This window comes from Actinomyces sp. ICM58 (assembly GCF_000283035.1).
Lineage (GTDB): Bacteria > Actinomycetota > Actinomycetes > Actinomycetales > Actinomycetaceae > Pauljensenia.
Window position 1 is genome coordinate 1 of the sequence record NZ_ALIY01000025.1, and the last position, 11,928, is coordinate 11,928.

General features: G+C 69.2%; 8 protein-coding genes and 1 pseudogene. 4 read left to right on the forward strand and 5 right to left on the reverse strand.

Annotation, left to right across the window (positions count from 1 at the left end):
- Both HMPREF1138_RS01210 and HMPREF1138_RS01215 read left to right on the forward strand, forming a co-directional pair.
- Positions 1 to 3,400, forward strand: a 3,400-nt coding sequence (locus HMPREF1138_RS01210) for a beta-ketoacyl synthase N-terminal-like domain-containing protein (protein WP_009055582.1), incomplete at its 5' end; no start/stop codon positions are given.
- 3 nt (positions 3,401 to 3,403) lie between these two features.
- Positions 3,404 to 3,868, forward strand: a complete 465-nt coding sequence (locus tag HMPREF1138_RS01215; protein WP_009055574.1) for a holo-ACP synthase — start codon at positions 3,404 to 3,406, stop codon at positions 3,866 to 3,868.
- Here the strand turns inward: HMPREF1138_RS01215 and HMPREF1138_RS01220 are convergent.
- Both HMPREF1138_RS01220 and orn read right to left on the reverse strand, forming a co-directional pair.
- Positions 3,865 to 4,695, reverse strand: coding sequence for a single-stranded DNA-binding protein (locus HMPREF1138_RS01220; RefSeq protein ID WP_238318583.1), 831 nt, complete (start codon positions 4,693 to 4,695; stop codon positions 3,865 to 3,867). The genes HMPREF1138_RS01215 and HMPREF1138_RS01220 overlap by 4 nt on opposite strands.
- A gap of 232 nt (positions 4,696 to 4,927) precedes the next feature.
- Positions 4,928 to 5,575 carry an oligoribonuclease gene (orn, locus tag HMPREF1138_RS01225; protein WP_009055587.1) on the reverse strand — a complete coding sequence of 216 codons (648 nt, stop codon included), beginning with the start codon at positions 5,573 to 5,575 and terminating at the stop codon, positions 4,928 to 4,930.
- A gap of 85 nt (positions 5,576 to 5,660) precedes the next feature.
- On the opposite strand from orn, the gene ilvA reads away from it, so the two are divergent.
- A complete protein-coding gene (ilvA, locus tag HMPREF1138_RS01230) occupies positions 5,661 to 6,947 on the forward strand; it encodes a threonine ammonia-lyase IlvA (RefSeq protein ID WP_009055585.1) in 1,287 nt (428 codons plus the stop codon).
- 174 nt (positions 6,948 to 7,121) lie between these two features.
- On the opposite strand, the gene HMPREF1138_RS01235 is transcribed toward ilvA, so the two are convergent.
- The 3 genes from HMPREF1138_RS01235 to HMPREF1138_RS01245 form a co-directional block, all read right to left on the reverse strand.
- Positions 7,122 to 7,553, reverse strand: coding sequence for a winged helix-turn-helix domain-containing protein (locus HMPREF1138_RS01235; protein WP_009055577.1), 432 nt, complete (start codon positions 7,551 to 7,553; stop codon positions 7,122 to 7,124).
- Between the two features lie 300 nt (positions 7,554 to 7,853).
- Entirely contained in the window at positions 7,854 to 10,175 is a 2,322-nt protein-coding gene (metE, locus tag HMPREF1138_RS01240) for a 5-methyltetrahydropteroyltriglutamate--homocysteine S-methyltransferase (protein ID WP_009055572.1), read from the reverse strand.
- Between the two features lie 83 nt (positions 10,176 to 10,258).
- On the reverse strand, positions 10,259 to 11,242 hold the full coding sequence (locus HMPREF1138_RS01245; RefSeq protein ID WP_009055584.1) for a methylenetetrahydrofolate reductase: 984 nt from the start codon (positions 11,240 to 11,242) through the stop codon (positions 10,259 to 10,261).
- Positions 11,243 to 11,721: 479 nt separating this feature from the next.
- Here HMPREF1138_RS01245 and HMPREF1138_RS01250 point away from each other — a divergent pair.
- Positions 11,722 to 11,928, forward strand: a pseudogene (locus HMPREF1138_RS01250) (IS256 family transposase); the annotation flags it as partial.

Genomic DNA, 11,928 nt, shown 5'->3' on the forward strand with positions numbered 1-11,928 from the left:
CGCCGTCTCCCTGCCGAGCGCCGGCGGTTCCGCCGGCGGCGGCGTGGTCGATTCCGCCGCCCTGGACGCCTACGCCGCGTCCGTGACGGGCGAAGACGGCGTCCTGGCCAAGGCCGCTCGCACGATCCTGTCCGAACTGGGCCTGAACGCCCCCGCCCCCACGGGCGAGGACTCCTCCGACGACGCACGCGTCATCGACGCGGTCGCCGCCGAGCTGGGGTCGGGCTGGGTCGACCTGGTCGAGCCTCGCTTCAACGCCGCGCGCGCCGTCCTGCTGGACGATCGCTGGGCGTCCGCCCGTGAGGACGTCGCCCGCTTCGTGGCCGAAGGCACCCTCGCCGAGGGCGCGTCCTTCGTGGGAACCGGCCGCGCTGTGGCTGAGCAGGCCTCGTACTGGGCGAACCGCCTGCGCGCCGAGGGCGACGCCGATCGCGCCGCTCGCCTCGACCAGATCGCGGCCGACGCTTTGTCCTCCTCTGAGGAGCTGCCCTACGCCGGTGACGTCGCCGTGGTCACCGGCATGACCCCCGCCTCCATCGGCGGCGCGGTCGTGGGCGGTCTGCTCGCCGGTGGTGCAACCGTCATCGCGACCTCCTCGTCGATTTCCGCCTCGCGCCTGGCCTTCGCCAAGGAGCTCTACCGCACGCACGCCGCGGGCGGCGCGAAGCTGTGGCTGGTTCCCGCGAACCTGGCCTCCTACCGCGACGTGGACGCGCTCGTGGAGTGGATCGGCACCGAGCAGACCAAGTCCGTGGGCGCCGATGTGAAGGTGACCAAGGAAGCCCTGGTCCCGACGCTGTTCTATCCCTTCGCGGCCCCGCGTGTCTCCGGCACGCTGGCCGACGCGGGCCCGGCGTCGGAGAACCAGCTGCGCCTGCTGCTGTGGAGCGTCGAGCGTTCCATCGCTGGCCTGTGCGCGATCGGCTCCGACACGCACGCCGACCACCGCCTGCACGTCGTGCTGCCCGGTTCCCCGAACCGAGGCATCTTCGGTGGTGACGGCGCCTACGCCGAGGCCAAGGCCTCCTTCGACGCGATCGCGACACGCTGGGCCGCCGAGCCGATCTGGGGTTCGCGCGTGTCGATTGCCCACCCGCGTATCGGTTGGGTGCGCGGCACCGGCCTGATGGGCGGCAACGACCCGATGGTCGCCGCCGTTGAGGCCGCGGGCGTTCGCACCTGGTCGACCGAGGAAATGGCTGAGCAGCTGCTCAAGCTGTCGAGCCCCGAGGTTCGCGCCCAGGCGGCCACCGCCCCGGTGGACGCCGACCTGACCGGAGGCCTGGACTCCTCCATCGACCTGCGTGCCCTGCGCGCCCAGGTCGAGGTCGGAGCCCCCGAGGCCGACGCCGCCGAGCCGGTCGCGACCGTCTCCGCGCTGCCCTCGCCCTCCCAGGTCGCCGTCCCCCACGTCGAACCCTCGCAGTGGGGTCACACCTCTGCGTCGCTGGCCGACACGGTCGTCATCGTCGGTCACGGCGAGGTTGGCCCGTGGGGCAGCGCTCGTACCCGCGTCCAGGCCGAGCTCGGCATCCACACCGACGGCAGCGTCGAGCTGACCCCCGCGGGCGTGCTCGAGCTGGCATGGATGACCGGCCTGCTGACGTGGTCGGACACCCCGGTGGGTGGCTGGTACGACAAGGACGACCAGCTGGTCCCCGAGTCGGAGATCTTCGAGCGCTACCGCGACGAGGTCGTGGCCCGTTCCGGCGTGCGTTTCTTCCACGACGACGGCCCGCTGCACGACGGCTACACGCCCGAGTCCGCGATGGTCTTCCTGGACCGCGACATCACGTTCACGGTCGAGGACGAGGCCGAGGCCCGCTCCTACGCGGAGGCCGACCCGCAGTTCACCGTGGTCGAGCAGACCGCGTTCGGTGAGTGGCAGGTGACCCGCAAGTCCGGCGCCCAGGTGCGCGTGCCTCGCCGCGCGACCCTCAACCGCCGCATCGGCGGCCTGTTCCCCACGGACTTCGATCCGGCTCGCTGGGGCATCCCGGCCTCGATGCTGGACTCCATCGACCCGATCGCCGTGTGGAACTTGGTCTCGGCCGTGGATGCCTTCGTGTCCGCCGGCTTCAGCCCCGCCGAGCTGCTGCGCGTCGTTCACCCGGCGACCGTTGCCTCCACGCAGGGCACCGGCTTTGGTGGCATGCGCTCGATGCACAAGCTGTTCGTCGACCGCTTCCTGGGTGAGGATTACCCGCAGGACATCCTGCAGGAGACCCTGCCCAACGTGGTCGCGGCCCACACCATGCAGTCCTACGTGGGCGGCTACGGCTCGATGATCAACCCGGTTGGCGCCTGCGCGACCGCCGCGGTGTCCATCGAGGAAGGCCTCGACAAGATCAAGGCCGGCAAGGCCGACTTCGTCGTGGCTGGCGCCATCGACGACATTCAGGTCGAGTCCATCGTGGGCTTCGGCGCGATGAACGCGACGGCGAACTCGAATGAGCTGCTCGCCCGCGGCATCTCCTCGCGCTTCGTCTCGCGCGCCAACGACCGCCGCCGCGGCGGCTTCGTCGAGGCGCAGGGAGGCGGCACCGTGCTGCTGACCCGCGGCTCGGTGGCCCTCGAGATGGGCCTGCCGGTCCTGGCGGTCGTCGCGCACGCGCAGACCTTCAGCGACGGCGCGCACACCTCGATCCCGGCCCCCGGCCTGGGTGCCCTCGCTGTGGCGCGCGGCGGAGCCGACTCGGCTATCGCCCGTAACCTCGGCGAGCTCGGCGTGGGTATCGACGACGTGGCCTTCGTGTCCAAGCACGACACGTCCACGAACGCCAACGACCCCAACGAGTCGGACCTGCACACCCGCGTCGGCAAGGCGCTGGGCCGCACCCCCGGTAACCCGCTGCTCGTCATCTCGCAAAAGACCCTCACGGGTCACGCGAAGGGTGGCGCCTGCGTGTTCCAGGTCGGCGGCATCATCGACGTGTTCCGCACGGGCCTGATCCCCGCGAACGTCGCGCTGGATTGCGTCGACGACGCGATGGAGCAGTACAGCCCGCTCGTGTGGCTGCGTTCCCCGCTGAACCTGAACTCGCGTGGTCCGGTGCGCGCGGCGTTCGCAACGTCGCTCGGCTTCGGTCACGTCTCCGGCTTCCTGGCCCTGGTCAACCCGGCGGCCTTCGAGGCCATCGTGGAGCGCGAGGCCGGACGCGAGGCGCTTCACGCCTGGCGCGCCGCCTCCGACCGTCGCCTGCGCAACGGCCAGCGTCACATCGAGATGGGCATGCTGGGCCACGCCCCGCTGTTCACCTCGGTGGAGGGCCGCCGCCTGCCCGACGACCCGGCCGCCGGCGTCGCGGGTGACGCGCACGAGGTCGAGGCAGCGATCCTGCTGGATCCGAACGCACGCCTCGGCGAGGACGGCTTCTACCACCTGCCGGAAGGCAAGTGAGCGATGCGCGGGCTCGGCGTTGACCTGGTGTCCCTCCCTGAGTTTGCCGCTCAGGTGAGGGAGCCGGGCTCGGCCTTCCTAGCGGGCGTGCTGACGCCCCGGGAGGCCCGCCGGATCCGCGCCCGCGCCGCCGCCACCTCGGGCGCACAGCCCGGTTCCGCCCGATTCGAGGAGGCAGTGGCCCGTCACGCGGGCGGCCTGTGGGCCGCGAAGGAGGCCTTCGTCAAGGCGTGGTCCTCCGCCCTCTATGGACGCCCTCCCCTCATCGGCACCGACGACGTGGACTGGCGCGAGATTGAGGTGGTCCACGACGAGTGGGATCGCCCCGCGATCGCCCTGCACGGCCGCGTCTGGGCCGCGTGCGAGGAATCGCTGGGGGCGGCCTCCACCTGGCGCGTCTTCGTCTCCATCAGCCACGACGGCCCTAGCGCCATCGCGCAGGTGATCATCTCTCACGCGCCCGCCTAACAGTCGCCCGGCACATCCCCCTCCTGTTCATCGGGTGGCTCCGGGGTGTGCTCCACAGCCGAATAATCAAAGCGCGACACCACGCTCATACACGGGTCCGAGGACTGCTCCTCGGGCCCGTCGTGCATGTGAAGGAGGGGGCCAGAGCGCTCAGCGGGCCCGCGCCCGTCATTCGCGTGAGACTCGACGTCGGGCTGGATCGCAAGGGACGGCGCTCCCCGATCGAAACCGGGCGCAGCGCTTGGTGCATCGACGGACACGCAGGCTGGCGCACCCGCTCCTTTGGGCTCCGCTCCCAGCGCGTCGGTCGCGCCCTCCCCGTGGGGCTCCCCCAGCTCCGCGGGGGCGAACCCCGCCGCCCCGTTCCCTCGCTCATCGGGCGAGGCCTGCCCCGGCCTCGTCGAAAAAGGATCATCCGGGCTGCCGGCAGTCGGCTCCTGCGTCGAATGAGCCCCGTTCTTCGTGTACCGCGACGTGCCCTTCGCCATGTCGTGCCCGACCGCACTCGCCCGGAAGACGATGGAGGAGCGAATCTGCCCGTTCGCGTCCACCCACGCGTTCGGGACAGGTCGGGCCACCACGATCACCGGATCGCCCTTGCAGCAGCAGCGAACCACGTTGTCGGCCAGCTTGTCCCACGTCTCAATCGTGTACCAGTAGGCCCCGTCCTCCACGTAGGAGGCGTTGCCCGTGCGCGCATCGACCGTAAAACGCCAGCGGGGAATCGCCAGGCGAAACGTCGTCACACACGTGTCTCCCTTGATATGTTTCATCGTCGGGACCGAGCCGATACGCCCCTTCAGGGTCGTCGAAATATCCTGCATCATTGCTTCCCTTTCCGCTTGTCCCCGGCGAGTGCCGGATGCGTCCAGGAAACCCCCGTACCTGCCCGCCGAGCAAGCGAACGCAGAGCACCTGTGGATAGCCGACGCGCCGATGCGACCCCTGTGGATAATCCCCGACACAGATCGGTGCCTGTGGACGCGCGAACACCGTGCACGCATGCGAAAAGGCGGCACCCCGCACCGGGATGCCGCCTCACGCGAATAGGACGAGGAATCAGGCCTCGGCCGCCTCACCCATGGTGGGAATGCCGAGAGCGACGACCTCGCGAGCCACCTCGCGTGCGCGATCCGTCGTCACCGGCTCAGCCGGGAAGAGAACGCGACGGTAGTACTCCAGCTCCTGGATGGACTCGAGGATGTCGGCCAAGGCACGGTGGCCGCCGTGCTTATCCGGCGACTCGGTGAAAGCCGCACGGTACCAGCGCTTTGCAAGCTCCTTAATGGAGGACACGTCCACGAGGCGGTAGTGCAGGTGGTTGATGACGGAAGGCATGTTCGCCTCGAGGAACATCTTGTCGGTGCCCACCGAATTGCCCGCCAGGAGCGCCTTGCCCTCCTGAGGCACGAAACGCTTGATGTAGGACAGGACCTGCTCGGTCGCCTCCTCCATCGACACGGCGTCGGTCTTGAGGTCCTCGAGCAGCCCGGAGGAGGTGTGCATGGCGCGCACGAAGTCGTTCATGTTCTCCAGGGCGGCTTCGGGGGGCGTAATAAGGACGTCCATGCCGGGGTCGACGATCCGCAGGTCGCCGTCGGTGACCACGACCGCCACCTCGATAAGGGCGTCACGCTCGACGTCCAGGCCAGTCATTTCGCAGTCGATCCAGACCAGGGGATCTTTCAAAGTTTTCACGCTCCCCATGGTAGTGCGCGACTCGTCATACGGTTGGGTGGGTCGCACCTGCGGTGGCGACTACTACACTGGAGGGGTATTGGAAGGAGTTTTCATGCCCGCTAGTTCTCACGTGACCACGCCCAAGGACATCCAGCAGGCCGCGGCCGCCCTCGACGGGGTGGCCGTGCGCACGAACCTGGAGCGCTCCGAGCGCCTCTCCTCCGAGGCCGGCGTCGATATTCTGCTCAAACGTGAAGACCAGCAAAAGTGCCGTTCCTTCAAGGTGCGCGGCGCCTACGCCCGCATGTCGCTCCTGTCCCCCGCCGAGCGCGAGCGCGGCGTCGTGTGCGCGTCGGCCGGTAACCACGCTCAGGGCCTGGCCTACGCGTGCGCGCACCTGGGCGTGCGCGGAACCATTTATCTGCCCTCGAATACGCCCCGCCAGAAGCGCCGCCGCATCGCGACGATCGGTGGGACGTGGGTCGAGCAGGTGATTGTGGACGGCACCTTCGACCGTGCCAACGCGCTGGCGCAGGAGGCGGCGCGCGCGACGGGCCGCACCTACGTTCACCCTTACGACGATCCCTACACCATTGCCGGGCAGGGCACGATCGGCGTGGAGCTTGAGGAGCAGATGCCCGAGAACACTGCCGCCGTGCTGGTCCCCGTGGGTGGCGGCGGCCTCGTGGCGGGCATCGCGACGTGGCTGCGCGCTCACCGCCCAGAGGTGCGAATCATCGGCGTGGAGCCCGCGGGTGCGGCGTCCATGCATGCTGCTCTGGAGGCGGGTCAGCCGATGTCGCTGGCGAAGGTCGATCCCTTCGTGGACGGTACGGCGGTGGGCCGGGCGGGCGCGCTGCCTTTCTATATCGCCTCGCAGTTCGTCGACTGTGTGCTGGTCGTGCCCGAGGGCGCGGTGTGCACGGAAATGCTGGAGCTGTACCAATCCGACGGCGTCATCGCCGAGCCCGCAGGCGCCCTCGCTTCGACGGCCGCTCACGTGTACCTGACGGATCCGGCGGATCGCAAGGCCCTGCTGGGCCGCTCCGACGGCGCGATCGTGTGCGTCGTGTCGGGCGGCAACAACGACCTGACGCGCTACGCGGAGGTCATGGAGCGTTCTCTGCGCCACGAGGGGCTGCGTCACTACTTCCTCGTGACGTTCCCGCAGCAGCCGGGCATGCTGCGCATGTTCCTGGAGGATGTGCTGGGTCCCGCGGACGATATCGTGCACTTCGAGTACACGAAGAAGAATAACCGCGAGCTGGGGCCGGCCCTGGTGGGTATTGATCTGACGAACCCGGATGATATCGACGGGTTGCGTCATCGGATGGAGGCCTCTCCCCTGCACGTGGAGGAGCTGCCGTTGGATTCTGAGATCACGCGGCTCGTGATCTAAGAGAGGGCTCAGCGTCGCAGAGGGGCGCGGCTTCGATGGACGAGGCCGTGGCCCCTCTCTTTTGTTGCTGTCCGCGGGCACGTGTCCGGGATGGGAGCCGCCCCGGATTGTCGCATGGGCAGTGCGGGCGGTGGCCGGGTCGGGTGTGGCGGCGGGGCCGCGGCGCGGAGGGGATCAGGCGGCGAGGGCGACGGGGCGGGTGACGCGCACGCGCACTGCGGGCGTGGAGTTGAAGCGGTAGCCTTGGCCGCGCACCGTCGAGATGAGGTCGGGCAGGATGGAGAGCTTCTTGCGCAGGCGTCGGATGTGGGCGTCGACGGTGCGCGAGTCGGCTCCGAGCTCAGAGTCGGCCCACACGGACGCGAAGAGCTCGTCGCGGGTGACGGCGCGGTCGGCGTTGGATGCCAGATGGGCCAGGAGGTCGTGTTCCTTGGCAGAGAGCCCGGCGTCGCTGCCGTCGAGGGTGACCTGTCCGCGGTCGATGTCGATGTCGATGCGGGAGGAGCTCAGGCGCAGGCCGGCGAGGACATCAAGGAATTCCTCGTAGGAGGTGGGGCGGTCGTCGGCGGCGCGGACGGAGGAGACGGGGGTGTTGACGAGGGTCATGGGTGTATCCGATTCTTCGGGGCCGCACTCCCACTATCGGCGTGGGTATATCACTGCGGCGGTGATTGACAGGGGTATCTGGGGCGTCAATCACATACACATTCGCGACATCATGCCGCCGGAGGGGCAGCACATGGGGTTCGCGAAGGTCGTCATGGCTCTAGTCTGTCGGACGATTTCCATCCGGGCAACACCGTGTCCACGAAATGAGATTGTGTAACAGAGGTGTCCGCGTGGTGGGCAGACGGAAAGGGGCGGGACCAACGGGTCCCGCCCCTCACCTATCGCCTAGAAGAAGCCTCAACTCTCCAGGCCGCGCTGGGCACGCACTTGTCGAGTAGCGGAGACAAGGTTGTCCAGCGACGCCTTCGTTTCCTCGTAGCCGCGGGTCTTGAGGCCGCAGTCGGGGTTGACCCACAGGCGCGAGACCGGCACGGCGTCAGCGGCCAGTCCGATGAGCTCGGCGAGCTCTTCGGTGCTGGGCACGCGGGGGGCGTGGATGTCCCACACGCCGGGGCCGATGCCGTGGTCGAAGCCAGCCTCGGCGAGCTCGGGGACGACCTCCATCTTGGAGCGCGCCGCCTCGATCGAGGTCACGTCGGCGTCCAGGCCCTTGATGGCGTCGATGATCTGGCCGAACTCGGAGTAGCACAGGTGGGTGTGGATCTGAGTGTCGGGACGCACGCTGGAGGTGGCCAGGCGGAAGGATCCCACGGACCAGTTCAGGTAGTCGGCGTGGCGGTCGGTGTCCAGGGGCAGGAGCTCACGCAGGGCGGGCTCGTCGACCTGGATGGCGGCGATGCCGGCGGCCTCGAGGTCGGCGACCTCGTCGCGCAGGGCCAGGCCGATCTGGTCGGCAATCTCGCCGAGCGGCAGGTCGTTGCGCGGGAAGGACCACGCGATGATGGTGACGGGGCCGGTGAGCATGCCCTTGACGGGCTTGTCGGACAGCGACTGGGCGTAAGTGGTCCACCCCACGGTCATGGGGGCGGGACGGGAAACGTCGCCCCACAGGATGGACGGGCGCGTGCAGCGCGAGCCGTAGGACTGGACCCAGCCGTTGCGTGTGGCCGCGAAGCCGTCGAGCAGCTCAGCGAAGTACTGCACCATGTCGTTACGCTCGGCCTCGCCGTGGACGAGCATGTCCAGGCCCAGCTCCTCCTGGAGGGTGATCACCGAGGCGATCTCTTCTCGCATGCGTGCCTCGTAGTCCGCGTCGGAGAGTTCGCCACGCGCGTTGGCGGCGCGGGCCTTGCGGATCTCGGTGGTCTGCGGGAAGGAGCCGATCGTCGTCGTGGGCAGCGGGGGCAGGTGCAGGCGCTCGGTCTGGGCGGCTTCGCGCTCGAGGTAGGGCTCGCGGGTGCGGTCGGCCTCGGTCAGGGCGGCGGTGCGGCTGCGGACCTCGGGGCGCACGACGCCGGGGGCGGCTGCGCGCTGCTTGAGGACGCGGGTTGCCTCGGCGACCTTGGGGTCGATGGCCTCCCAGCCCTCGTCCAGGCCGCGGGCCAGGGTGACGACCTCTGCGACCTTCTGGTCGGCGAAGGCCAGCCAGGCGTGCAGGTTCTCATTGAGCGTCGCGTCATCCCAGGTCTCCAGCGCCGTGTCGTGAGGCACGTGCTGGAGGGAGTTGGAGGTGGCGACGGTGACGCGTGCGGCGCCCAGGGCCTGCGCCGCCTTGAGGGTCTCGCGCAGCTGGGCCAGGTCGGCGCGCCAGATGTAGCGGCCGTCGACGGCGCCGACGACGAGGGTGACGCCGGACAGGTCCGCGCCCGTCGGCAGCGAGCCACGCAGCGTGTCGACGTGGAGGGCCTCGACGCCCGTCTTAGCCAGGGCGCCCGCCGCGCGGGAGGCGTCACCGTAGGGGGTGGTGAGCAGGATCTGGGGGCGTTCGGTTGCGGCGGCGAGGCGCTTGTAGACGCGGGCCGCAAGCTCCCCCAGCTCGGCGCGGCTGCGCGAGAGGTTGTCGGAGGTGAGGGCCGGCTCATCGAGCTGCACCCAGGGGGCGCCCGCGGCGTGCAGGGAGGCCAGGGCCTGCGCGTAGGCGTCCACGGCCTCGTCGATGCGGGTGAGCGGGTCGAAGTCGGGGGTGGCCGGGTCGGCCTTGGCCAGGGCCAGGTAGGTGACGGGGCCGACCAGGACGGGGCGGGTCACGTAGCCCCACTCGCGGGCGTCGGTGAAGCGGCGGGTGATCGTGTCGTCGGCGAAGCGCAGGGGCGTGTCGGGGCCGATCTCGGGAACGAGGTAGTGGTAGTTCGTGTCGAACCACTTCGTCATCTCTTCGGGGCCGACCTTGTCGTCGCCGCGGGCGAGCGCAAAGTAGAGGTCGAGGCCCTGCCGGCCGGCGAAGCGCGGCGGGATGGCACCCAGGAGGATCGTGGCGTCCAGGACGTGGTCGTACAGGGAGGGCGCGTCGGCCAGGGACGCATCGGAGGGGTTCAGGCCGAGCTCGACGAGGCGCGCGAGGTTCTCCTTGCGCAGATCGTTGGCGGCCTGGATCAGCTCGGCCTCGGTGATGCGCCCGGCCCAGCGGGCCTCGAGGGCGCGCTTGAGCTCGCGGCCGCGGCCGATACGGGGATAGGCCAGGATCGTGGCGGTGGGGAACTGCGCGGGGGCAGCGGACATGGTGTTCTCCTTGGGTGTGCTACTCGTGCGGCGCACGCGGGCGTGGCCCGCACCCGGCCGCGGGGTGGATTGAAGGGGTGCGCTCAGTTGCGCGTGAAGGGGTGTGAGGTCGGGGACCACTGCGGGTCCGGCGTCACGCCCATGAGGGCAAGGATGTCGAGGACGGGCTTGGCCTTGTTGAAGGTGTAGAGGTGGACGCCGGGGGCGCCCGCATCCAGGACAGAGTGGACGAGGCGCGAGCCGAAGACAGCGCCGAACTCGTCGCGCGCATCCTGGTGGGGGTAGTCGGCCAGCGTCGTCAGGAGGTATTCGGGGACCTCGATGCCGGTCAGGTCCTGGACGCGGCGCAGGCGGGCCGGATCGGTCGCGGGCAGCAGGCCCGGGACGATCGGGATGGTGACGCCGGCGCGGCGCGCTAGCTCGACGAAGGACGCGTAGACGTCGGCCTCCCAGAAGAGCTGTGTGATCGCGAAGGAAGCGCCCGCTGCCTGCTTCACGAGGAGGCGCTCGACCTCCTGCTGCGGGGTCGTCCCGGCGGCGGGGTTACCGGCGGGGAATGCCGCGACCGCGATCGTCAGAGGCTTGAAGGCGGAGCGTAGGGCCTCGCCCGGGTGGGCGTTGCAGCGGCGCTTTTCGACGGTGCGAATGAGGTGGATGAGTTCCGTAGCGCTGGCGACGCCACCGGGTCCGGGGGTCCAGTCTTCTTGTCCGACGGGCGGGTCACCGCGCAGAGCGAGGAAGGTGCGCACGCCCGAGTCGAGGTAGTCGTAGACGGTGGAGACGACCTCTGAGGTCGAGTTACCGACGCAGGTCAGGTGCGCGATCGGCTGGATCGGCGTGTCGCGCACGAGGCGGTGGACCGTTGAGCGGGCGTTGTGGCGGTCCTTGCCGCCGGCGCCGTAGGTGACGGACATGAAGTCGGGGCGGACCTGGAGGAGACGGTCGACCGTGTCCCAGAAGGGGGCCTCGAGGGAGGGCTTGCGCGGGGGCATGACCTCGAAGGACAGGAGCGTGGGCTCGTGATCGTGGGTGCAGGGACAGGCGTAGTCGTCGTCAGAGAAGGGCACGTTGGGACTCTCGTGTTGGGGCACTGACCCGCCTGGGCGCGCGTTGGCTGCCGGTGTGGTGGCGGGTGGAAGCCTGGGGAATGGTGGACGTCGGCGTCAGCTGCACATTCGGGCACGAATGGACCCGCACATGCGACGGGCGATGTTCGTTCGTGCGTTCATGACCCCAGTATCTCCACCTTCGCGCAGGTCACGCAGGGGCGGTCCACGTAACGGGAGTTTGTGACAGCGCCCGTCTCAGATCGGTGCAGGAGATGAGGATCATGGGGCACTTCGTGTCGGCGACGCTCCGCAGGACTTCACATCGCTACTTGGCCTGTCCGCTTTCTGGTGTCCATACGGCAAGCTGCGCTCGGCGCCGCAGTCTCGCCCCCTGTCCGTACCTCGCGGGTCGTGTTTCATTCCCCACGCGCAGATCTGCGCGGGGGCGTGTTTAATTGTCTGTGTATCCGTCTTTTGTTTGAAAGGATTGATGCATGATGAATGATGATGATGTTGTTGCGGCTCGCGCTAGTGGGCGTGAGACGGTGGAGGAGCTGCGTCGCTCGGGGGCGTTGGATGCGTTGTTTGAGCGTCTTGATGCTGGCGAGGTCGAGATGACGGGCAGTCAGGGCTTGTTGCCGGCGTTGCTCAAGGAGGCCTTGGAGCGCGGGTTGACCGCGGAGCTGACCGAGCACTTGGGGTAT

Bases quoted from the DNA above. Each gene is read 5' to 3' on its own strand.
- metE (WP_009055572.1), bottom strand. From the start codon at position 10,175: ATGTCCGCTGCCCCCGCGCAGTTCCCCACCGCCACGATCCTGGCCTAT.
- HMPREF1138_RS01235 (WP_009055577.1), bottom strand. From the start codon at position 7,553: ATGACCCTCGTCAACACCCCCGTCTCCTCCGTCCGCGCCGCCGACGAC.
- orn (WP_009055587.1), bottom strand. From the start codon at position 5,575: ATGGGGAGCGTGAAAACTTTGAAAGATCCCCTGGTCTGGATCGACTGC.
- HMPREF1138_RS01220 (WP_238318583.1), bottom strand. From the start codon at position 4,695: ATGATGCAGGATATTTCGACGACCCTGAAGGGGCGTATCGGCTCGGTC.
- HMPREF1138_RS01215 (WP_009055574.1), top strand. From the start codon at position 3,404: ATGCGCGGGCTCGGCGTTGACCTGGTGTCCCTCCCTGAGTTTGCCGCT.
- ilvA (WP_009055585.1), top strand. From the start codon at position 5,661: ATGCCCGCTAGTTCTCACGTGACCACGCCCAAGGACATCCAGCAGGCC.